Below are 23,575 nucleotides of genomic sequence, written 5' to 3'. Positions count from 1 at the left end.
ATGTTCGTGCAGTCGAGTAGCGATTCAAGCCATGACGGGCCCGTTGACGGCCCGGACGAGCTGCAACGCCTGCGCCAGGAGCTGGCGCGCCTGCAGGCCGAGCGCGCGGTGATCGACGCCATCCAGCTCGCACTGGCCGGTCGTCCCGGCATGCAGGCGATCTACGAGGTGATCGGCGACCAGCTCAGCCGCATCTTCGGCGACCAGGGCGTCACGATCCGCGTCATCGATCGCGCGGCCGGCGAGGTCCGCTATCCGTACCGCCTCATCGACGGACAGCGCCATACCGACGACTTCCGCACGCCCTTGCTCGGCTTCACCCTCGAGGTGCTTCGTACCAGCCAGCCGCTGCTGGTCAACGAGAACCTGGAGGCCGTGGCGGCGGCGCTGGGCAGCGTGAAGGTGCTCGGCGCCCAGCCCAAATCGCAGCTGCTGGTGCCGATGCTGGTCGGCGGCGAGGCCCGCCTGGTGCTGACGCTGCACGACTTGCACCGCGAGCATGCGTTCACAGAGGCCGACGTGCGCCTGCTGCAGACCCTGGCCGGCAGCATGGCTCTGGCCCTGGAGAACGCCCAGCTGTTCACCGAGACCGAACGCCTGCTCGGCGAGACCGCGCAGCGCAACGCCGAGCTGGCCGTGATCAACGGCATCCAGCAGGGCATTGCGAGTTCGCTGGACTTCCAGGCCATCGTCGACGTGGTTGGCGACAAGCTGCGCGAGGTCTTCGACACCCAGAGCCTGTCGATCCGCTGGTTCGACGACCAGACCGACCAGACGCTGTGCCTGTACGAGCTGCTGGGTGGGGTCAAGACCAAGATTGCGCCCTTGCGCAGCTCGACCACGGCATCCTGGCGCAGGCTCTCGCAGACGCTTCAGCCCTGGGTCATCGGCTCCCACGCCGAAGGGAAGGCGGCCGGCATCCGGCCCGTGTCGCCGCTCGACGATGTGCGGCCCTTCAAGTCCATGGTTTTCGTGCCGGTGCTGGCCGGCGACCGGCTGCGCGGCGCGATCGCGCTGCGCCATTACGAGCGCGAGAACGCCTATGGCGATTCCGAGCTGCGGGTGCTGACGACCGTGGCCAGAGCCATGGGCGTGGCGCTGGAGAACGTGCGCCTGTTTGACCAGACCCAGCACCTGCTCAAGGAAACCGAGCAGCGCAACGCCGAACTGGCGGTGATCAACAGCATCCAGCAGGGCATGGCCGGCGCGCTGGACTTCCGCGACATCGTCGAACTGGTGGGGCAGAAGCTGTGCCAGGTGCTGCGCAGCGAGGACATCGGTATCCGCTGGTACGACCATGAGACCTGCAGCGTGCACTACCTCTACGAGGTCGAGCATGGGCAGCACCTGCAGATCCCGGTGGCCCAGGCGACCGCGGAGCGCTTTGCCCAGGTGACCAGCCTGCGCGTCCCCGTGGTCCGCAATACCGTGGCCGAACAGCTGGCGGTCAACGAGGGCGCCATGGCCGGTACCGACCAGGCCCAATCGACGCTGCGCGTGCCCATCACGGGCAAGGACCGCGTGCTCGGCTGCATCCTGATGGAGGACCATAGGCGCGAGTACGCCTTCGGCGAGGCCGAGGTCCGCCTGCTCTCGACCGTGGCGGCCAGCATGGGCATGGCCCTGCAAAGCGCCCGCCTGTTCGATGAAACGCAGCGCCTGTTGAGAGAGACCGAGCAGCGCAACGCCGAGCTGGCCATCATCAACAGCGTGCAGGCCGGCCTCGTGGCCAAGATGGACATGCAGGGCATCTACGACCTGGTGGGCGACAAGATCCGCGACATCTTCGATGCCCAGGTGGTCGACATCAGTCTGCTCGATGCGAGCGACGGGCTCCTGCACTTTCCGTATGCGATCGAGCGCGGTCAGCGCTTCCCGGATGAGCCCATGGCGGTCAGCGGCTTGCGCGGCCACGTGATCGCCGAGCGTCAGCCGCTCTTGATCAGCGAGAGCATGAGGGAAATCGCCGCGCGCTACGGCACGGCCACGCCGATACAGGGCGAGTTCCCCCGCTGCGGCCTGTTCGTTCCCATGCTGGTGGGCGACGAGGCCAAGGGCGTGATCTCACTGCAGAACCTGGACCGCGAGCATGCCTTCGGCGACGCCGATGTGCGGCTGCTGCAGACCCTGGCCAACAGCATGAGCGTGGCGCTGGAGAACGCGCGCCTGTTCGACGAGACCCAGCGCCTCCTGAAGGAGACCGAGCAGCGCAATGCCGAGCTGGCGGTGATCAACAGCATCCAGCAGGGCATTGCCGGCTCGCTGGACTTCCAGGGCATCGTCGACCTGGTGGGCGAGACGCTGCGCCGCGTGCTGGGCAGCGAGGACATTGCGATCCGCTGGTTCGACGCCCCGACTGGCCTCCTGCACTGCCTCTACGAGATCGAGCATGGCCGGCGCCTGCAGGTCGCACCGGCCCAGCCCGTCCCCGGCGGCATGTGGGACAGGATCTCCGGCAGCCGCCAGCCCTATCTGCGCAGCACACTCGAGCAGGATCAGCAGACCATCGCGATGCCCGGCACCGACCGCGCCAAGTCGGTCATCTACGTGCCCATCATCGCCAGCGACCGCGTGCTGGGCCTGCTCGGTCTGGAAGACCATCAGAAGGAATACGCCTATGGCGACGCCGAGCTGCGCCTGCTGCAGACCATTGCCTCGGCCATGGGCGTGGCCTTGCAGAGCGCCCGGCTGTTCGACGAAACCCAGCGTCTGCTGAAGGAGACCGAGCAGCGCAACGCCGAGCTGGCGGTGATCAACAGCATCCAGCAGGGCATTGCCGGCTCGCTGAATTTCCAGGGCATCGTCGACCTGGTGGGCGACAAGCTGGGGGAGGTGATGCACTGCGACAGCGTCGGCATCCGCTGGATAGACCAGGACAGCCGCACCACCCACTACCTCTATGAGACCGAGCATGGGGAGCGCCTGTATCTTCAGCCGCGCGTCATGGCGGCCGACGACCCGCGCTGGCTGGCTGGCCTGCGGCTGCGCGAGCCCACCATCTTCGGCACGCTGGCGGAACAGGCGGCCCAGGGCGTCAGCGCCCAGCCCGGCACCGACCAGGCCCCGTCCATCGTGATCATGCCGTTCGCCAATGGCGAGCGCCTGCTGGGCCAGGTCGTGCTGGAAGAGCATTCGCGCGAACATGCCTTCGGCCCGGCCGAGGTGCGCCTCCTGCAGACGGTGGCTTCGTCGATGGGCGTGGCCCTGGAAAGCGCCCGCCTGTTCGACGAGACCCAGCGCCTCTTGAAGGAGACCGATGCCCGCGCCGCCGAGCTGGCCATCATTGCCGACGTGCAGCAAGGCCTGGGCGACAAGCTCGACGCGCAGGCCATCTACCGCCTGGTCGGCGACAAGCTGCGTGGCCTGTTCGACAGCCAGGCCATCAGCATCGCGACGGTCGATGCCGAGGCCGGCACGCGCCAGGTGGTTTACATGCTGGAGCGCGGCCAGCCCATCGTGGTTCCCGAGGGGCCGATCTCGCCGCTGCTGTCGCACGTGGCAAACCAGGCGCAGCCTTTGCTGATCAACGAGCGGCTTGACGAGACGCTGAAGGCCCTGGGCATCCAGCGAAACATCATCCCGGGCACCGAGATGTCCAGGAGCCTGCTGCGCGTGCCGGTGCTTCAGGGCGGGCGCGTGGTGGCCGTCATCGGTCTGGACAACGTGGACCGCGAGAACGCCTTCAGCGACAGCGACCTGCGCCTGCTGTCCACCCTGGCCGGCAGCCTCAGCGTGGCGCTGGAAGGCGCGCGGCTGTTCCAGCAGACCCAGCAGCGTGCCAACGAGCTGGCCACGGTCAATGCGCTGGGCCAGGCGCTGTCCAGCAAGATCGAACTGGGCGAGCTGATCCAGACCGTCGGCGAGAAGCTGCGCGAGACCTTTGCCGCCGACATCGTCTATGTGGCCCTGCTCGACGAGGCGGCCGGGCTGATCCGCTTCCCTTACGCGGTGGGCGACGAGCTCCTGCCGCTGCAGCCGGGCGAGGGTCTGACCGGCAAGATCATCGAGACCGGCCAGGCCCTGCTGCTCAACGAGGACGTGGACGCTGCGGTCGATGCCATAGGCGCCACCCAGGTCGGCATGCAGACCGCCTCCTATCTGGGCGTGCCGGTTTTCGTCGAGGGCCGCGCCATCGGCGTGATCAGCGTGCAGAGCACCCGGCAGAAGGGCCGCTTCACGGCCGCCGACCAGAGCCTGCTGGAAACCCTGGCGGCCGGCGTCAGCGTGGCGATCCGCAATGCCCAGCTGTTCGCCGAGGCGCGCGAGGCACGCGCGGCGGCCGAGGGCGCGAATGAGGCCAAGAGCGCCTTCCTGGCGACCATGAGCCACGAGATCCGCACGCCCATGAATGCCGTCATCGGCATGAGTGGCCTGCTGCTCGACACACCGCTCAGCGAAGACCAGCGCGACTACGCCGGCACCATCCGCGATAGCGGCGATGCCCTGCTGACCATCATCAACGACATCCTGGACTTCTCGAAGATCGAGGCCGGGCGCATGGACATCGAAGTCCATCCCTTCGGCCTGCGCGACTGCGTGGAGTCGGCGCTGGACCTGGTCGGCAGCCGGGCTGCGGACAAGGGCCTGGACCTGGCCTATCAATTCGAGGGCGAGGTGCCGGAGTGGGTCGGCGGCGACGTCACGCGGCTGCGCCAGGTGCTGCTCAACCTGCTGGCCAATGCGGTCAAGTTCACCGAGCAGGGTGAAGTGGTGCTGAGCGTCAGCGCGCAGGGCGATGCAGACGAGGCCGAGTTGCGCTTCTGCGTGCGCGACACCGGCATAGGCCTGAGCAGCGAGGCCATGGGCCGGCTGTTCCAGAAATTCAGCCAGGCCGACACCTCGACCACGCGCAAGTACGGCGGTACCGGCCTGGGCCTCGCCATCAGCAAGCGGCTGGCCGAGCTGATGGGCGGAGCCATGTGGGTGGAGAGCGAGGGCCCCGGCCAGGGCTCGCGCTTCCTGTTCACGATCCGGGTGCCGCTGGCCGAACGCGGCCCCGAGGCACGGCGCGACCTGCGCGGCCCGCAGGCCCTGTTGCAGGGCAGGCGCCTGCTGGTGGTGGACGACAACCCGACCAACCGGCGCATCCTGAGCCTGCAGACCGAGCGCTGGGGGTTGACCGTGCGTTCGTTCGAGGGCGCAGCGCCAGCGCTTGAAGCGGTGCAGGCCGGCGAGGCCTTCGACCTGGCCATCCTCGACATGCACATGCCCGGCATGGATGGCCGCGAGCTCGCCACGCGGCTGCGCGCACTGCGTCCGCAGCTGCCGCTGGTGCTGTTCAGCTCGCTGGGCCGGCGCGAGGCCGAGGACGGCCTGTTCGCCGCCCATCTGGCCAAGCCCCTGCACCAGAGCCAGCTGTTCGACACCCTGGTCAACCTGCTGTCCGGCGAGGCACGACCGGAGCGAGCGGCCGCGCCGCGGGCGGCCAGCATCGACGCCCAGATGGCGGCGCGCCATCCGCTGCGCATCCTGCTGGCCGAAGACAACGCGGTGAACCAGAAGCTGGCCCTGCGCCTGCTCTCGCAGATGGGCTACCGGGCCGACGTGGCGGGCAACGGCCTCGAAGCCCTCGAATGCCTGCAACGCCAGGCCTACGACCTGGTGCTGATGGACGTGCAGATGCCCGAGATGGACGGACTGGAGGCCAGCCGCCGCATCAACCAGCGCTGGACCAATGGGGCGCGGCCGCGCATCGTGGCCATGACCGCCAACGCCATGCAGGGCGACCGCGAGGAATGCCTGGCCGCCGGCATGGACGACTACATCACCAAGCCTATCCGCGTGGACGCCCTGGTCGGGGCGCTCGAACAGACCCGCTGGCGCGGGGAGGTGCACGATGGCAACTGAACAGGAACTGCTGCAGGCCTTGCTGGGCCTGTACCAGGCGGCCTCGCCGGCCGAGCTGCCGGGCCTGATAGACGAGGCCCTGGCGCGCCTGCTGGCGCCGCGCCGTAGCCTGGTGCTGCTGGTGGGCGAGGACGGCGTGCAGCTGGCGGCCGGTCGGGCGCCGCGCGGCGAGCGGACCACGGCCGTGCAGCAGGCGATAGGGGCCTGGGTTGACGAGGGCCTGCGCAGCCGCAAGCCCCGGCTGCGCCATGGCCCCGAGGGCGCGTCGCCGCGAGAGCAGCGCAGTTGCCTGCTGGTTCCCATGCAGCAGGGGCGCGAACTGACCGGCCTGCTCTATGCCGACCAGGACGGCCGCATAGGCCGCTACGAGCGTGATGACCTGGCCTTGCTCGCACGCTTTGCCGAAGGCGCGGCCGAGGCGCTGCTGCGGTCGCGCCGCCTCGAACAGGCGCAGGACGAATCGAACCAGCGCGCGGCCGAGCTGTCCGTCATCGGCAGCGTGCAGCAGGCGCTGGCGGCCGAGCTGAGCATCGAGCAGATCTACGAGCTGGTCGGCGACTCGGTGCACAAGATCTTCGACGCCCAGGTGGTCAGCTTCGGCCTGATCGAGCCAGGCACCGGCCTGCTGGCGAGCAAGTACATCCGCGAGCGCGGCAAGCGGCTGACGCCTTCGGCGCCGCGGCCGCCCTATGGCTTTCGCAAGCATGTGCTGGACACCGGTCAGCCGCTGCTGATCAACCGCGATGCCGAGGCCACGGCCAAGCGCTTCGGCAATCCGGTGCTGGTCGGCGAGATGCCGCGCTCGGTGCTCTTCGTCCCCATGACCGTGGGCGCCCAGCGCATAGGCGTGCTGTCGCTGCAGAACCTGGACCGCGAGGACGCGTTCAGCGAGTCCGACCAGCAGTTGCTGCAGACCCTGGCCAACAGCATGGGTGCGGCCCTGCACAACGCCGGCCTGATGGCCGAGACCCAGCGTCTCTATCACGAGAGCGAGCAGCGGGCCGCCGAGCTGGCCGTGGTCAACAGCGTGCAGCAGGCCCTGGCCGCCGAGCTGAGCCTGCAGGGCATCTACGACGCCGTCGGCGACAAGGTGCGCGAGATCTTCTCGGGCCGCGATGTCAATATCCGCATCCTCAACCCGCTGACGGGCAAGGTCGACTTCCCCTATCTGATCGAGAAGGGCGAGCGGGTCCGCATCGAGCCGCAGCCGCTGCACGGCATCACGGCCCATGTGATCAAGACCGGCCAACCGCTTCTCATCAACGAGAACTTCGACGAGGCCTGCCGGCGCCTGGGGGCGCCGCCGCTGCCGGGCACCAGCTCGGACGAGAAGTCGGCCGTCTGGGTGCCCTTGCAGTGGGGCGGCCAGGTGCGCGGGCTCCTGAGCCTGTTCGACTGCGAACGCGAGAAGGCCTTCAGCCAGGCCGATGTGCGCCTGCTGCAGACCATGGCCGGTGCCATGGGCGCGGCGCTGCAGAACGCGCGCCTGTTCGACGAGACCCAGCGCCTGTTCCGCGAGAGCGAGCAGCGCGCCGCCGAGCTGGCCGTGGTCAACAGCATCCAGCAGGCGCTGGCGGCGCGGCTGGACATGCAGGGCATCTACGACGCGGTGGGCGACAAGCTGCGCGAGATCTTCCAGCAGGCCGACGTGGCGATACGCATCGTCGACCGCCAGGCCGGCCTGATGCACTACCCCTACCTGGTCGAGCATGGCCAGCACCTGAAGGTGGCGGCGCGGCCCTTGCGCGACACCGGCGTCAACGCCCACGTGATGCGCACCCGCCAGGCCGTCGTCATGAACCAGAACCTGGAGGCCACGCTCAAGACCTATGGCAGCACGCTGCTGCCGGGCACGCAGCTGGAGAAATCGGGCGTCTACATGCCGCTGCTGTCGGGCAACGAGGTGCTGGGCCTGATCGTGCTCGTGGACATGCAGCGCGAGAACGCCTTCAGCGATTCCGACGTGCGCCTGCTGCAGACCGTGGCCGGCGCCATGAGCGCGGCCCTGCAGAGCGCCAAGCTGTTCGATCAGACCCAGCACCTGCTGGCCGAGACCGAGCAGCGCAACTCCGAGCTGGCCATCATCAACAGCGTGCAGGCCGGCCTGGCGGCCAAGCTGGACATCGAGGGCATCTACGAGCTGATAGGCGAGAAGATCCGTGACATCTTCGATGCCCAGGTGGTCAGCATCGCCACCGTGGACCTGATCGAGCGCCAGATCCAGCACCGCTACATGATCGAGCGCGGCGAGCGCCAGCATGTGCCGCCCACGCCGCTGGTGGGTTTCCGCAAACATGTGGTCGAGACCGGCCGCAGCCTGGTGATCCTGGAAAACTCGCTGGAGGCGGCGCGCCGCTTCGGCAATCCGGTGCGCCTGGCCGGCGAGATGCCCAAGTCGGCGGTGTTCGTGCCCATGTCGGCCGGCTCGCGCGTGCTGGGCGTGATCTCGCTGCAGAACGTGGACCGCGAGCATGCCTTCAGCGATGCCGATGTGCGCCTGCTGGAGACGCTGTCCAACAGCATGGGCGTGGCGCTGGAGAACGCGCGCCTGTTCGACCAGAGCCAGCGCCTCTTGGCCGAGACCGAGCAGCGCAACTCCGAGCTGGCCATCATCAACAGCGTGCAGGCCGGCCTGGTGGCCAAGCTGGACATGCAGGGCATCTACGAGCTGGTCGGCGACAAGATCCGCGACATCTTCGATGCGCAGGCGGTCAACATCAGCCTGCTGGCCGACGACGCCGAGTCGATGAAGATCGTCTATGCCATCGAGAAGGGCGAACGCCAGCAGATCGCCAACATCCCGGTGATCGGCTTCCGCCGCCATGTGCTGGCCAGCGGCCGCAGCCTGCTGCTCAAGGAGGACATGGCCTCCGCCTTCGTCAAGTACGACGCCCCCAAGGCCATCGTCGGCGACGTGCCCAAGTCCACGCTGTGGGTGCCCATGCTGCAGGGCGGTCGTGCCGTGGGCGTGATCTCGCTGCAGAACATGGACCGCGAGCATGCCTTCAACGAGTCGGACCAGCGCCTCCTGGAGACCTTCTCCAACAGCATGAGTGTGGCGCTGGAGAACGCGCGGCTGTTCGACCAGAGCCAGCGCCTGCTGGCCGAGACCGAGCAACGCAACAGCGAGCTGGCCATCATCAACAGCGTGCAGTCCGGCCTGGTGGCCAAGATGGACATGCAGGGCATCCACGACCTGGTCGGCGACAAGATCCGCGAGATCTTCGACGCCCAGGTGGTGGTGATCTCGCTGCTCGACCCGCAGGCCGGCGGCCTGCATCACCCCTATGCCATCGAGCGCGGCAAGCGGCTGAAGCTGGCGCCGTTCCCCGAAATCGTCGGATTCCGCCGCCATGTGATGCAGAGCTGCCAATGCCTGCTGGTCAACGAGGACATGCTGGGCGCCTGCGAACGCTACGGCAACCCGGTGGTGCTGGCCGGCGAGAGCCCCAAGTCGGCGGTCTATGCGCCCATGATCCAGTCGGGCAAGGCCCTGGGCGTGATCTCGCTGCAGAACCTGGACCGCGAGCATGCCTTCAGCGAGGCCGATGTGCGGCTCTTGCAGACTCTGTCCAACAGCATGAGCGTGGCGCTGGAGAACGCGCGGCTGTTCGACCAGACCCAGCGCCTGCTGGCCGAGACCGAGCAGCGCAATTCCGAGCTGGCCATCCTCAACAGCGTGCAGTCCGGCCTGGTGGCCAAGCTGGACATGCAGGGCATCTACGACCTGATAGGCGACAAGATCCGCGAGATCTTCGATGCCCAGGTGGTCGACATCGCGCTGTACGAGGAGCAGGAGAAGCTGCTCCACCATGCCTATGTGATCGAGCGCGGCCAGCGCTTCGACCTGGAGCCCACGCCGCTGATCGGCTTCCGCCGCTATGTGATTGCCGCGGGCGAGCCGCTGCTGATCGCGGCCCATTCGGACGCGGTGGACCTGCAGTACGGCAACCCCAAGATGCTTGCCGGCGAGGCGGCGCAGTCCTCGCTGTGGGTGCCCATGCTCAAGGCCGGCCAGGCCGTGGGCGTGATCTCGCTGCAGAACCTGGACCGCGAGAACGCCTTCGGCGAGGCCGACCTGCGCCTCTTGCAGACGCTGGCCAACAGCATGAGCCTGGCGCTGGAGAGCGCGCGGCTGTTCGCCGAGACCCAGCGGCTTCTCAACGAGACCGAGCAGCGCAATTCCGAACTGGCCATCATCAACAGCGTGCAGGCCGGCCTGGTGGCCAAGATGGACGTGCAGGGCATCCACGACCTGATAGGCGACAAGATCCGCGAGATCTTCGACGCCCAGGTGGTGGTGATCTCGCTGATCGATCCGCAGACCCAGCTGCTCAACCATCCCTATGCCATCGAGCGCGGCCAGCGCCTGGCGATACCGCCGGGCACGGTGCCGGTGGGCTTCCGCAAGCATGTGATGGAAACCGGCCAGAGCCTGGTCATCAACAACAACATGGCCAAGGCGCTGAAGCTCTATGGCCAGCCGGCCTCCATCGCCGGCGAGGCGCCCAAGGCCTCGCTGTGGGTGCCCATGATCCAGGGCGGCCGCGTCATCGGCGTGATCTCGCTGCAGAACCTGGACCGCGAGAACGCCTTCAGCGACGGCGAGGTGCGGCTCTTGCAGACTCTGTCCAGCAGCATGAGCCTGGCGCTGGAGACCGCGCGGCTGTTCGCCGACAACCAGCGCCGCACGCGCGAGAGCGCAGCCCTGGCCGAGGTGGGCCGCGACATCTCGTCCACGCTGGACCTGACGACGGTGATGGACCGCATCTCGCGCCACGCCCGCGAGCTGCTGAGCGCCGACTACAGCGCGGTCTTCCTGCCCGAGGACGATTCCGACAGCGCGCGCTACCGCGCCATCGCGGCCCAGGGCGAGGTGGCGGCCCAGATCCTGGACATGCGGGTCCAGCCGGGCGTCGGCATCATCGGCAGCGTGATCGAGCGCGGCCGGGCCGAGTTCGTCAACGACGCCAATGCCGATGCGCGCGCGGTGCAGATCGCCGGCACCGACAAGGAAGAGGACGAGCGCCTGATGGTGGCGCCGCTGCTGGCCGGCGAGGCGGTGCGCGGCGCCATGGTGGTCTGGCGCAACGGCGGTGCGCCGTTCCGCTCGCATGAGCTGGAGTTCCTGGCCGGCCTGTCGATGGCCGCTTCGGTGGCGATGAAGAACGCCCGGCTGTTCGCCGACAGCCAGCAACGCGCGGCCGAGCTGGACACGGTCAACGCCGTCTCGCAGCAGCTGGCCGGCAAGCTGGACCTGTCCACCTTGATCGAGCTGGTGGGCGAACAGAGCCGCCAGCTTTTCAAGGCCGACATCGCCTATGTGGCCCTGCTGGACCGGGTCACCGGCATGATCCATTTCCCCTACCAGCATGGTGACCAGATCCAGTCGCGGTTGATTGGCGAAGGCCTGACCAGCCGCATCATCGAATCGGCCGAGCCGCTGATCATCAACTCCGACCTGGACCGCCGGGCCGAGGCCCTGGGCACGGTGCGCATGGGCCGCCAGACCCGCAGCTACCTGGGTGTTCCCATCGTGGTCGAGGGCCGCGCCGAGGGTGTGATCAGCGTGCAGAACACCGAGCGCGAAGGCGTGTTCGACATCGCCGACCAGCGCCTGCTTTCCACCATCGCCGCCAACGTGGGTGTGGCCCTGCGCAATGCGCGCCTGTTCGCCGAGGCCCAGGAGGCGAGGGCGGCGGCCGAGGGTGCGAACGAGGCCAAGAGCGCCTTCCTGGCGACCATGAGCCACGAGATCCGCACGCCCATGAACGCCGTGATCGGCATGAGCGGCCTCTTGCTGGACACGCCGCTGAACGAGGAGCAGCGCGACTTCGCCACCACCATCCGCGACAGCGGTGATGCGCTGCTGACCATCATCAACGACATCCTGGACTTCTCGAAGATCGAGGCCGGCCGCATGGACATCGAGGTCCAGCCCTTCGACCTGCGCGACTGCGTGGAGTCGGCGCTGGACCTGGTCTCCGGCCGGGCGGCCGACAAGCACCTGGACCTGGCCTACCAGTTCGAGGGCGAGGTGCCCGAGGCGGTGTCGGGCGACGTGACCCGGCTGCGCCAGATCCTCTTGAACCTGCTAGGCAATGCGGTCAAGTTCACCGAGAGCGGCGAGGTGGTCTTGACCCTGTCGGCCCGGCCCGAGGGCGAGGGCCGGGTCAGCCTGGACTTCAGCATCCGCGACACCGGCATTGGCCTGAGCGCCGAGGCCATGGGCCGGCTGTTCCAGAAGTTCAGCCAGGCCGATGCTTCGACCACGCGCAAGTACGGCGGCACCGGCCTGGGCCTGGCGATCAGCAAGCGCCTGGCCGAGCTGATGGGCGGCAGCATGGCGGTGCAGAGCGAAGGCCTGGGCCGCGGATCGAACTTCAGCTTCAACATCGTCGCGCCGCTGGCCTCGCTGCCGCGCGAAGGCCGGCGCGAGTTCATAGGCGCCCAGCCAGCCCTGCTGGGCCACCGCATCCTGGTGGTCGACGACAACGCCACCAACCGCCGCATCCTCACGCTGCAGGCGCGGCGCTGGGGCATGGAGGTCACCGACACCGAGCTGCCCGAGCAGGCCATCGCCTGGGTCAAGGAAGGCAAGGAGAGCTACGAGCTGGCCATCCTCGACATGCACATGCCGCAGATGGACGGCCTGGAGCTGGCGCGCCGGCTGCGCGCGCTCAAGCCCAAGCTGCCCCTGGTGCTGTTCAGCTCGCTGGGCCGGCGCGAGGCCGGCGATACGGAAGGCCTGTTCGGCGCCTACCTGGCCAAGCCGCTGCGGCAGAGCCAGCTGCACGACACCCTGGTGACCGTGCTGGCCCTGGACCGCGAGCAGCGCCACAACGTCACGGCGGCGGCCAAGTCGCAGCTGGACCCGGCCCTGGCGGAGCGCCATCCGCTGCGGATCCTGCTGGCCGAGGACAACGTGGTGAACCAGAAGCTGGCGCTGCGCCTGCTGTCGCAGATGGGCTACCGGGCCGACGTGGCCAGCAACGGCCTGGAGGCCATCGAATGCGTGGAACGCCAGCCCTACGACCTGGTGCTGATGGACGTGCAGATGCCCGAGATGGACGGCCTGGAAGCCAGCCGGCGCATCAACCAGCGCTGGCACAACGGCGAGCGGCCGCGCATCGTCGCGATGACCGCCAACGCCATGCAGGGCGACCGCGAGATGTGCCTGGCCGCCGGCATGGACGACTATGTGACCAAGCCGATCCGGGTCGAGGCCCTGGTTACCGCGCTGATGCGCACCGAGATGCGCGAAGGAGCCTGAGATGAACGACAGCACCGCCATCGACCTCGCCGTGTTCGGCGAGTTGCAGGCCAACACCGGGGCGGACTTCGTCGCCGAGCTGGTCGACACCTTCCTGGACGAGGCGCCGCAGCTGCTGAAGCAGTTGCACCAGGCCCGGTCGGCCGGCGATGCCGACAGCTTCCGCCGCACCTCGCATTCGCTCAAGTCCAACGGCAACACCTTCGGCGCGATGGCCTTCGCGGCCCAGGCGCGCAGCCTGGAGCTGGGCGGCCTGGCCGAGGCGGACGATGCGCTGCTGAGCCGGCTGGAGCTGTTGTTCCAGCAGGCGGCGGGCCGGCTGCGGGAGCTCTGCCATGGCTGAATGCATCCCGCCCTCGGCCCAGGTGCTGCTGGTCGAGGACAACCGGGTCAACCGCCTGCTGCTTTCGCGCCAGGTGGAGCAGCTGGGCCATGTGGTCCAGGCGGTGGAGGACGGCCTCAAGGCCCTGGCCGTGCTGCGCGAGCGGCGCTTCGACCTGATGCTGCTGGACATAGAGATGCCGGGCCTGAACGGTTTCCAGGTGCTGGAGCAGCTGACCGCGGACCCGGAGCTGCGCGAGATGCCGGTCATCGTGACCTCGGGCCTGGACGGCCTGGTCAATGTGGTGCGCTGCATTGAGCTGGGCGCCGAGGACTATCTGCACAAGCCGGTCAACCCGGTGCTCCTGCGGGCCCGCATCGCCGCCAGCTTCGAGAAGAAGCGGCTGCGCGACCAGCAGCGCGAGCTGATGCGGCGCTTCGCCACCAGCGCCGTAGCCCAGGACGTGCAGCGCTCGGGCTTCATGCTGGGCGGCCGCCTGGTGCCCGCCTCGGTGCTGTTCTGCGACATCCGCGGCTTCACCACGCTGACCGAGGCCCTGCCGCCAGAGGAGGTGATCGAGCTCTTGAACACCTACTACACGCTGATGTTCGACGCGATCGGCGCCCAGGGCGGCGTGGTCAACCAGATCATCGGCGACGGCCTGATGGCCATCTTCGGCGCGCCCCAGCCCCTGGAAGGCCATGCCAAATGCGCGGTGCGGGCAGCGCTGGAGATGGTGGAGATGGCGGCCGAGTTCAGCCGCGAGCAGCAGGCCGCCGGCGGGCCCGAGATCCGCATAGGCGTGGGCATTGCCAGCGGCGACGTGGTGGCCGGCTACACCGGCACGCAGGAGCGAGCCACCTACACCTGCGTGGGCGACACGGTGAACCGCGCCGCCCGGCTGGAGGTCTGCACCAAGGAGGCGCAGCGCGCCGTGCTCATCGATGGTGCGACGCGCGAGCAGCTGGATGCCGGCTTCGAGCTGGAATCGCTGGGCGCCCAGCAGCTCAAGGGCAAGACCCAGGCGGTCGAGGTGTTCGCCGTCCTCTGACCGATAGGGGTTCGCACGCTGGTGCTGGCACGCGGCTTGCCTACAGTGGGGTCAGGCTTTGCTTTGCGGACCCCATGAGCACCACCCTGCAGATCGCCTATGTCTTCGGCTTCATCGGCGCGGCCCTGATGGTGACCAGCTACCTGATGAAGAGCATGCTGCCGCTGCGCGTGGTGGCCCTGGTGGCCTGCCTGTGCCTGGTGTTCTACGGCTATCTGAGCGCCGCCATTCCCACGCTGATCCTCTACGCCGCCCTGATCCCGATCAACATCAAGAAGACGCTGCAGATCCAGCGCCTGGTGCGGGCCATACGCAATGCCAAGGAGGACACGCCGGTGTCCGAATGGCTGCTGCCGCACATGAGCCGGCGCGCGGCCAAGGCCGGTACCCTGCTGTGGAGCAAGGGCGACCAGGCCGAGGAGATGCTCTACCTGGAGAGCGGCAGCCTGCGCTTGCTGGAGATCGACGAGCTGCTGGAGGCGGGCGCCCTGGTCGGCGAGATCGGCCTGTTCACCGTGGACCACCAGCGCACCTTGAGCCTGCAGTGCGAGACCGACTGCGTGCTCTACAGCCTCTCGGCCGATGCGATGGCGCGGCTCTACTACCAGAACCCCAAGCTGGGTTTCCACGTGATGCGCCTGGTGGTGGCACGGCTGATGCGCGACGTCCAGCGTTCGCGCTCCGGCAACGCCGATACTGCCGGCCCATGAAGACCTCCCCTCTGCTCATCAGCCTGCTGGCCCTGACTGGCCTGGCCCTGGCCCAGGATTCGAACTGGACCGCCCAGACCAGCGGCGTCACCGCCCGGCTGCGCGGCGTCAGCGCCGTCAATGCCAAGGTCGCCTGGGCCAGCGGCGCCGACCTCAGCCTGCTGCGCACCGCAGACGGCGGAGCAAACTGGATCAAGCTCAAGCCGCCGGCGGACGCCGACAAGCTGGACTTCCGCGACATAGACGCCATCGACGAGCGCACCGCCTATGCGCTCTCAATCGGCCCCGGCCCGGCCTCGCGGATCTACAAGACCGTCGATGCCGGCGCCAGCTGGCAGCTGCAGCACCAGAACACCGAGGCCCAGGGTTTCTACGACGCGATGACGTTCTGGGATGCCAGGCACGGCCTCGTGGTCGGCGACTCGATAGACGGCCGATTCCAGATCCTGGTCACCCGCGATGGCGGCGCCCATTGGGACAAGGTGCCGGACGCGGCCCTGCCGCCGGCCTTGCCGGGCGAGGGCGCGTTTGCGGGCAGTGGCTCCAACATCGCCGTGATGGGCTCAGGCCAGGACAGGCGCGAAGCCTGGATAGTCACCAACTCGCCGGGCCGCAGCCGCGTGCTGCACACGGCCGATGGCGGCAAGCGCTGGCAGGTGGTGGACACGCCGCTGGCCGCCAGCGCCACGGCCGGCATCTTCTCGGTGCACTTCCGCGACCGCCTGCATGGCGTCATCGTCGGCGGCGACTACAAGCAGGAGCAGGCCGCGGTGGACAACGCGGCCTTCACCAGCGACGGCGGCAAGACCTGGACCCTGGTCAAGCAGCCGCAAGGGCTCTCGGGCTTCCGTTCGGTGGTCAAGCACCTGCCGGGGAGCAAGAGCAGCTGGATCGCTGTCGGCCCGCAGGGCGCGGACCGTTCCGACGACGATGGCAAGACCTGGCAGCCCATGCCTCTTGCGGCCGGCATGGCCGGCTTCGATGCGCTGAGCTTTGCGCCGGGCCTGAAGCAGGGCTGGGCCAGCGGCGCCGCTGGCGCGCTGGCGGGCCTGCGGCTGGCCCGCTGAGATCTCAGCGGCGCAGGCCGGCGTCGGCCTGCGGCCAGGTGCGGGCGAGCAGGCTCTCCATGGCCTGGGCCTCGGCCTGCTTGCCCTGGGCTCGCAACGCTTTCTCCAGACCACGCAGGGCCCAGCCGCTGCCCGGATGCTCGGCCAGGTCGGCGCGGAGGCTGCGTTCGGCATCAAGCGCCTGGCCGGCCTTCAGCTGCAGCTCGGCCAGCGCCAGGCGCGTGCCAGCCGCCAGCGTGGGTGGCTCGGTGCTGTCTACAAAAGCGGACGCCTCCACCGCCTCGGCCTGCAGCTTGAGCGCCTGCTCGGCCTGGCCGGCGGCCTGGGCCCGCGCGGCCCGCAGCTGGACCTGGGCCGTGCGCGCCATGCCGCGCGTCATGCGGTCCACCCAGCCCTTGCCCTGGTGCTTCTTCTGCAGCTGTTCGGCGGCGGCATCGAGCCGGGTCTGGGCCTCATCGGCCGCCTGAGCCTGGCCGCTGCGGGCCAGGGCCATGCCCTTGGCCATCTCGCCCAGGGCGATGGCCACGCCCTGGTTGCCGCGCGGCATGGGCTCTTTCAGCACCTCGTCCCAGCGCTCCAGGCGCAGCAGGGTCAGGATGGGCAGGCTGCGCACATATTCGAAATACTCGTGGTCATGCTTGGCCTGCTCGGCCGACGCGCGGGCGGTCTGCAGGGCCAGGTCGCCGCGGCCTTCCATCAGCGCGGCGTACCACTGGAAATGGTTGTTGTGGCCGCGCCAGTCCTTGCTGATCTCGAACTTCTGGGCCTTGAGCGTCTCGGCCATGCTGAGGTCGGCGGCAATGGCCGCCTGGTTGACCCGCGTGGCATCGGCGTAGCGGCCCACCTGCACATAGGTATGGGCCGGCATGTGCAGCAGGTGCGGCGACTTGGGGGCCAGGCGACCCAGCCGGTCGGCCGCATCGACGGCGCGGCCGGCGACCTGGACCGCATCGGTCGCGTGGATCATGTAGTGGTTGAGGCCGGTGTGCTCCGGATGCCGCTTCAGCGCGGCCTCCAGCTTGTCGGCCAGCTCGCCGATGCGGCCGGCCGGCTTGCCGGTCTTGCTGTCCCACCAGTCGTCACGGGTGGCGACCAGCTCGGCCTCGGCATAGAAGGCCAGCAGGTCGGGGTCCTCGGGATAGCGGTCCACCAGGTCGCGCAGCTTGTCGGCATAGGCGATGTCCAGCGGATGGGCCTTCTCGTCGCCGCTCATGCCGGTGCTGCAGACCGCGCCTTGCAGCGGCGCGGTGTTGCGGGATTCGCTGGCATGGGCGTAGCGCAGCGCCAGCGACTCGACCAGGCTGCGCTCGCGGGGGCTCAGGCCCTGGGCGTTGCGCAGGGCCAGGTCCACATACTTCAGCGCTTCCTTGACGTTGCCGCGCGAGGTGGCATTGATGTTGGGGCCCAGCTGCCAGGCCACGCCCCAGGCGCACATGGCGCAGCTGGGGTCCTGGGCCAGGCCGGCCTTGAAGGCGCGTATCGCTTCCGCTTCGTTGAAGCCATAGGCCTGGGCCATGCCTTGCTCGAACCAGGCTCGCGCGGCCGGCGAGGTGATGCCGGTCGCCATGTTGACGGTGCCGAAGCCGTCGAGCTGCGGCGCGCGGGCATTGCGGTCCGGCATGAACGGGACGGTGGCGCAGGCCGCCAGCAGAGTGGCGGCGGCCAGCAGGCTCAGGCGGGGGCGGGGCAGGGACACGGGTCGGTCCTCCGAGGCAAGGGGATCGGGAAGCGGCGCCGAGCATAGCGGCAATCCTGCGCGGGCCGGACGCCGATGTTCGGCCCGTATAGTCGGGCCGCCCGCAACGACCGCTTCTGCCTCGACGATGAGCCCCAATACCGCCGCGCCCGCCCTGGAAATCAACGAGCTGCAGAAGTCCTTCGGCGGCAAGCCGGCGGTGGACCGGCTGAATCTGTCCATACCGCGCGGCGAGTTCCATGCGCTGCTGGGCCCCAACGGCGCGGGCAAGACCACCACGCTGCGGATGGTGGCCGGCCTGCTGCTGCCCGACGGCGGCACGGCCCGCGTGCTCGGCCACGACATCACGCAGCAGCCGAATGAGGCCAAGCGGCTGATGGCCTTCCTGCCCGACGACCCGCTGCTGTACGGCAAGCTCAGGCCGCTGGAATACCTGGAGTTCGTGGCCGGCCTCTGGGGCGTGGACCCGGTGGTGGGCGCGCCGCGGGCCGAGGAGCTGCTGCGCTGGCTGGACCTTTGGAAGCACACGGGCGAGCTGGCCGAGGGCTTCTCGCGCGGCATGCGCCAGAAGCTGGCCCTGGCCGGCGCCCTGATCCACGACCCGCAGCTGCTGATCCTGGACGAGCCGCTGACCGGCCTCGATGCCGGCGCCGCCCGCCAGGTCAAGGACCTGCTGGTGGACCGCGTGGCCAAGGGCTACACGGTGGTGCTGACCACCCATATTCTCGAAATCGCCGAGCGCCTGGCCCAGCGCATCAGCATCATCCAGGGCGGCCGCATCATTGCCCAGGGCAGCCTGGACGAGTTGCGCGCCGGGGCCTCGGGCGGCGCGACGCTGGAAGACGTGTTCCTGCAATTGACGGCGGCAGACGCATGAGCGGTCCTATGTCTTTGAAGGGCAGGCCCGGTTCCCTGCCCTGGCTGATCCACCATGAGCTGCGCCTGGCCTGGCGTGGCATTGGCGGCAAGGGCATCGCGCTGATGGTGGTGCTGCTGCTGATACTGTCGGGCTCGCTGCATCTCGCGGCCTACAAGCTGCTGGCCGGACTGCCCGCGGGCGAGATGCCGGACTTCGGCGTGTTCGCCGGCGGCCTGGCGCTCTGGGTCATCGTCACGCTGATGCTGTCGCAGGCCATCCTGATGTCGGTCACGGCCCTGTTCGACCGCGGCGACCTGGACCTGCTTCTCTCCTCGCCCCTGCCCACCCGCCACGTGTTCGTGGCGCGAGGCCTGGGCATCGCGGTGAGCGTGCTGCCGCTCTATCTGCTGCTGCTGTCGTCGGTGGCCAATGTCGGCGTGTTCACCGGCCATCCGCAGCTGCTCGGCATCTACCCCACGCTGCTGGCGCTGGCCCTGGGCGTCACGGCCCTGGGCCTGTGGCTCACGCTGCTGCTGGTGCGAATGCTGGGCGCGCGCCGGGCCCGGACCGTGGCCCAGGTGCTGGGCAGCCTGGTCGGCGCCATCGCCTTCCTGGGCTTCCAGGCGCCCAACATCCTGAGCCGTGAAGCCAAGGCTCGGCTGATGGGCCGGCTGACCGGCTGGCTGGCGCCCGACGGGCCCCTGTCGATCGACAGCCCGGTCTGGTATCCGGCCCGCGCGCTGCTGGGCGAGGGGCTGCCGCTGCTGGCCACGGTGCTGGTTGGGGCCGGCTCGTTCTGGCTGGTGGTCAGCCTGACCCACCGGCATTTCCTGGCCGGCACGCAGGAATCGGTCAGCGGCAGCGAGCGCCGCGGCCAGCCGGCACCGGCGGCCGGCAGCGTGCGCTTCCGCACCGGCCTGTCGCGCAGCATGCTGCTCAAGGAATGGCGGCTGATCCTGCGCGACCCGCAGCTGATCACCCAGACCCTCTTGCAGCTGATGTACATGCTGCCCATGCTGTTTCTCGCGCTGCGTGGCGAAGGGCAGCTGGCCCAGGTGTTCATGATTCCGGCCATGGTCTGGCTGGCCACGGCCCTGGCAGCCAACCTGGCCTGGATCACGGTGGCCGCCGAAGATGCGCCCGACCTGCTGGGTTGTGCGCCCACCTCGCTGATCCGGCTTCGCTGGCTCAAGGTGCTGGCGGCCCTGCTGCCGGTGTGGCTGCTGGTCCTGCCCTACCAGATCTACCTGATGGGTCAGGGCGGCTGGCAGGCCCTGGTCCTGCTGGTCTGCCTGCTGGGCGGCACGGTGTCGGTGGGGGCCGGCCAGGTCTGGTATCCGCGCCAGGCCAAGCGCGGCGACATGAAGAAGCGCATGCAAGGCATGCAGGCCGTCGGCTGGCTGGAGTTGCTCGTCACGCTGGGCTGGGTCGGCGTGGCCTATTGCCTGCAGGCGGCCCTGGCCTATGCGCCGCTGGCGCTGCTGGCCGTGCTGGTGGGCACTGGCGGCACCTGGTGGTTGGGCCGGTCCAAGCGAGGTGAGCTGTGAAGACTCGATGCATGACGGGCGGGCTGCTGCTCGCGCTTTCAGCAACAGCCGCCACGGCGGCCGACCTGGCCAAGCTGGACGCGTTGTTCTCGCGCTGGAGCACGAGCACGCCGGGCTGCGCCGTCGGCGCGGCCGTCAAAGGCAAGACCGAGTTCGCCCGCGCCTACGGCATGGCCGACCTTGAGCACGAGGTGCCGAACCGGGCCGACTCGGTGTTCGAGGCCGGCTCGGTATCCAAGCAGTTCACTGCCGCGGCCGTGCTGCTGCTGGAGCGCGAAGGCAAGCTCTCGCTGGAAGACCCGGTGCGCAAGCACTTTCCCGAACTGCCGGACTACGGCGCGCCGCTGACCATCCGCCACCTGTTGCAGCACATGGCCGGCCTGCGCGACTGGGGAGCCGTGGCCTCCATCGCCGGCTGGCCGCGCGGCACGCGGACTATCGGCCATGACGAGGTGCTTGAGATCCTGTCGCGCCAGCGCTCGCTCAATTTCGTGCCGGGCAGCCAGTACTCGTACAGCAACAGCGGCTACAACCTGGCGGCCATGCTCGTGGCGCGGGTCAGCGGCCTCAGCTTCGCCGAGTTCTCGCGAAAGCAGCTGTTCGAGCCGCTGGGCATGAAGAGCACGGCCTGGCGCGACGACTACCGCCGCGTGGTCAAGGGCCGTGCCATCGCCTACGAGCCGCAGGGCGCCCAGTACCAGCAGGACATGCCTTTCGAGAATGTGCACGGCAACGGCGGCCTGCTGACCACGGTGGGCGACCTGCTGATATGGAACGAGCACCTGAGTTCGCCGCGGCTGTGGGACGCGGGGTTTCAGCAGCGCATGGAGACGCCGGGCCTGTTCAACGACGGCAAGTCCGGCAGCTATGCCATGGGCCTGGTGGTCGGCCGTTACCGCGGCCTGCGCGAGATCGGCCACAGCGGCTCGACGGCGGGCTACCGCGCCCATCTTTTGCGCCTGCCGGAACAGGGCGTCTCGGTGGCCGTGCTTTGCAATGCCGGCGATGCGGCGCCAACGGCGCTGGCCCATCAGGTGGCCGAGCTGCTGCTGCCGGATGCCTCGCTCGCACCGGTGCGGCCCATGCCTGCGGCGCCTGCGCGGCCGGTGGCGCTGGTGCCGACCCGGCAGGAGCTGCAAGGCCTGATCGGCCGCTACCGTTCGGACGAGGCCGAGAGCTCGTTCCAGCTCGCGCTGGAGGGAGAGCAACTGGTGCTGCGCCAGCGGCCCGGCCGCATCGTGCGGCTGCAGGCCACCGAGCAGCGCGACCAGTTCCGCGCCGGCCCGCTGGGCCTGCTGCGCTTCGAGCGTGATGCCGAAGGCCGCGCCACGGCGGTCCATTCAAGGACCGAGCGGGTCTGGGACCTGGTCTTCAGCCGCGACTGATTGCCCGGCTGATCGTTCAGGCGCGCAGGCCGAGGGCCAGCCAGCCGGCCAGGCCCAGCTTTTCCAGCGTGGCGATATTGGCCTCGAAGATCGAGTCCGTGTCGGCCATGGTCTCGGTCGCCCGCTCGATGCTGGACTCGCGCAGCAGATGCAGCGTGGGGTAGGGCGAGCGGTTGGTGTAGTTCGTGATGTCGTCGGGCTCGGTGCCGTCGAACTGGAACTGCGGATGGAAGCTGGCGATCTGCAGCGCGCCGTCCAGCTCCAGGTCTTCGACCAGGGCATCGGCCGCGCCTATGAAGTCGTTGAAGTCCAGGAAGTCCTGCAGCACCTGGGGATGGATGACGAGGGTGGTCTCGATCTCGTCCGGATCGGCGCGATTCAGGGCCAGCAGCTCATGGGCCAGCTCCTGCAAGAGCGCCTCGGGCGTGTCGGCCTCGCTGACCAGGTACTTGATGCGCCGGTTGACGTGGACGCTCTTGGCGAAGGGGCAGAGGTTGAGGCCGATCACGGCCTTCTCCAGCCAGGCGATGGTGTCGGCTTGGGCTTGCGCTTTGTCGATGTTCATTTCGGTGCTTCGTTCAGCCATGCTTCCGCGAGGCGTACCCACATCGAGCCGCCCAGCGGTATCAGCTCGTCGTTGAAGTCGTAGCTGGGGTTGTGCAGGGTGCATGGCCCCAGGCCATGGCCACCGTGGCGGTGGCTGCCGTCGCCGTTGCCGATCAGGAAATAGCAGCCCGGCTTCTCTAGCAGGAAATAGCTGAAGTCCTCGGCGCCCATGGTGGGTTCGAACTCCTGGACCTGGTCGGGGCCGACCATGTCGCCCAGCACGCGGCGCACGAACTCGGTCTCGGCCGGGTGGTTGATCGTGGGCGGGTAGTTGCGCTTGAACTTGAACTCGACCGTGCACTCGAAGGCGGCGGCCGTGGCCTCGGCCATGGTCTGCATGCGCTGCTCAATCAGGTCCAGGAGCTCCAGCGTGAAGGTTCGCACCGTGCCCTGCAGCTCGCAGCTTTCGGGCACGACGTTGGTGGCCTCGCCGGTGTGGATCATGGTCACCGAGATCACGCCGGCTTCCAGCGGCTTCTTGTTGCGGCTGATGATGGTCTGGAAGCCCTGCACCATCTGGCAGGCCACCGGCACCGGGTCCACGCCCAGATGCGGCATGGCGCCATGGCAGCCCTTGCCGCGGATGGTGATCTTGAATTCATTGCTGGACGCGAAGACCGGGCCGCTCTTGAGCGCAAAGGCGCCGGCCGGCATGCCGGGCCAGTTGTGGGCGCCGAACATGGCTTCCATCGGGAACAGCTTGAACAGGCCGTCCTTGATCATCTCGCGGGCGCCGCCGCCGCCTTCCTCGGCCGGCTGGAACACCAGGTAGACCGTGCCGTCGAAATTGCGGTGCTGGGCCAGGTGCTTGGCGGCCGACAGCAGCATGGCCGTGTGGCCGTCGTGGCCGCAGGCGTGCATCTTGCCGGGGTAGGTGCTGGCATGCGGGAACTCGTTGCGCTCGGTCATGGGCAGCGCATCGATGTCGGCCCGCAGGCCCACGGCGCGGGAGGACGTGCCGTTCTTGACGATGCCGACCACGCCGGTCGTGCCGAGGCCGCGGTGCACCGGGATGCCCCAGCCCTCCAGCGTCCTGGCGATCAGGTCGGAGGTGCGCTGCTCCTGGAAGCAGAGTTCGGGATGGGCGTGGATGTCGCGGCGCAGCTGCCGGATCTCCGGCGCGGTCTGGACGATGGAATCGATCAGCTTCATGGGGAGCGCCCGCCGGGGGCGGACGAAGCCTTGGAAGCGACCGAGTTTATCCCTGGGGAT

General features: G+C 68.7%; 12 protein-coding genes. 9 read left to right on the top strand and 3 right to left on the bottom strand.

Annotated elements, in window-relative coordinates; all coding sequences use genetic code 11:
* The 6 genes from QT382_RS16915 to QT382_RS16890 all read left to right on the top strand — a co-directional run bounded on the left by QT382_RS16915 (position 1) and on the right by QT382_RS16890 (position 16,270).
* Entirely contained in the window at positions 1 to 5,847 is a 5,847-nt protein-coding gene (locus tag QT382_RS16915) for a GAF domain-containing protein (RefSeq protein WP_289255255.1), read from the top strand.
* Positions 5,837 to 13,120 (top strand): GAF domain-containing protein, encoded by a 7,284-nt coding sequence (locus tag QT382_RS16910; protein ID WP_289255254.1) that lies wholly within the window; start codon positions 5,837 to 5,839, stop codon positions 13,118 to 13,120. The genes QT382_RS16915 and QT382_RS16910 overlap by 11 nt, the downstream gene beginning before the upstream one ends.
* 1 nt (position 13,121) lies before the next feature.
* Positions 13,122 to 13,463: an Hpt domain-containing protein gene (locus tag QT382_RS16905; RefSeq protein WP_289255253.1), complete on the top strand. Its 342-nt coding sequence runs from the start codon at positions 13,122 to 13,124 to the stop codon at positions 13,461 to 13,463.
* Positions 13,456 to 14,493, top strand: coding sequence for an adenylate/guanylate cyclase domain-containing protein (locus QT382_RS16900; protein WP_289255252.1), 1,038 nt, complete (start codon positions 13,456 to 13,458; stop codon positions 14,491 to 14,493). The genes QT382_RS16905 and QT382_RS16900 overlap by 8 nt, the downstream gene beginning before the upstream one ends.
* Before the next feature lie 74 nt (positions 14,494 to 14,567).
* Entirely contained in the window at positions 14,568 to 15,203 is a 636-nt protein-coding gene (locus QT382_RS16895) for a Crp/Fnr family transcriptional regulator (RefSeq protein ID WP_289255251.1), read from the top strand.
* Complete coding sequence (locus QT382_RS16890; RefSeq protein WP_289255250.1) at positions 15,200 to 16,270, top strand: WD40/YVTN/BNR-like repeat-containing protein; 1,071 nt, start codon at positions 15,200 to 15,202, stop codon at positions 16,268 to 16,270. Before QT382_RS16895 ends, QT382_RS16890 begins: the two co-directional genes overlap by 4 nt.
* 4 nt (positions 16,271 to 16,274) lie before the next feature.
* On the opposite strand, the gene QT382_RS16885 is transcribed toward QT382_RS16890, so the two are convergent.
* The gene (locus tag QT382_RS16885) at positions 16,275 to 17,966 is read right to left on the bottom strand and encodes a tetratricopeptide repeat protein (RefSeq protein ID WP_289255249.1); all 1,692 of its coding nucleotides are present in this window, start codon (positions 17,964 to 17,966) and stop codon (positions 16,275 to 16,277) included.
* A gap of 127 nt (positions 17,967 to 18,093) precedes the next feature.
* Here QT382_RS16885 and QT382_RS16880 point away from each other — a divergent pair, with 127 nt between their 5' ends.
* Genes QT382_RS16880 through QT382_RS16870 form a run of 3 tightly spaced genes read left to right on the top strand, consistent with a single transcriptional unit; the run spans position 18,094 to position 21,757 of the window.
* The gene (locus QT382_RS16880) at positions 18,094 to 18,843 is read left to right on the top strand and encodes an ABC transporter ATP-binding protein (protein WP_289255248.1); all 750 of its coding nucleotides are present in this window, start codon (positions 18,094 to 18,096) and stop codon (positions 18,841 to 18,843) included.
* Positions 18,844 to 18,851: 8 nt separating this feature from the next.
* Entirely contained in the window at positions 18,852 to 20,372 is a 1,521-nt protein-coding gene (locus QT382_RS16875; RefSeq protein ID WP_289255247.1) for a permease-like membrane multi-spanning protein, read from the top strand.
* Between the two features lie 11 nt (positions 20,373 to 20,383).
* Positions 20,384 to 21,757 carry a serine hydrolase domain-containing protein gene (locus QT382_RS16870; RefSeq protein WP_289255246.1) on the top strand — a complete coding sequence of 458 codons (1,374 nt, stop codon included), beginning with the start codon at positions 20,384 to 20,386 and terminating at the stop codon, positions 21,755 to 21,757.
* 16 nt (positions 21,758 to 21,773) lie between these two features.
* Here QT382_RS16870 and QT382_RS16865 read toward each other — a convergent pair whose 3' ends face one another.
* Both QT382_RS16865 and QT382_RS16860 read right to left on the bottom strand, forming a co-directional pair.
* Entirely contained in the window at positions 21,774 to 22,322 is a 549-nt protein-coding gene (locus QT382_RS16865) for a DUF1415 domain-containing protein (protein WP_289255245.1), read from the bottom strand.
* Positions 22,319 to 23,515: a M20 aminoacylase family protein gene (locus QT382_RS16860; protein WP_289255244.1), complete on the bottom strand. Its 1,197-nt coding sequence runs from the start codon at positions 23,513 to 23,515 to the stop codon at positions 22,319 to 22,321. Before QT382_RS16860 ends, QT382_RS16865 begins: the two co-directional genes overlap by 4 nt.
* Positions 23,516 to 23,575 lie beyond the last annotated feature (60 nt).

Origin of the sequence: Pelomonas sp. SE-A7, assembly GCF_030345705.1 — a bacterium.
Classification (GTDB): Bacteria; Pseudomonadota; Gammaproteobacteria; order Burkholderiales; family Burkholderiaceae_C; genus JAUASW01.
The sequence above is the reverse complement of the archived record's forward strand: the minus strand, read 5'-3'. Positions and strand labels throughout refer to the sequence as shown.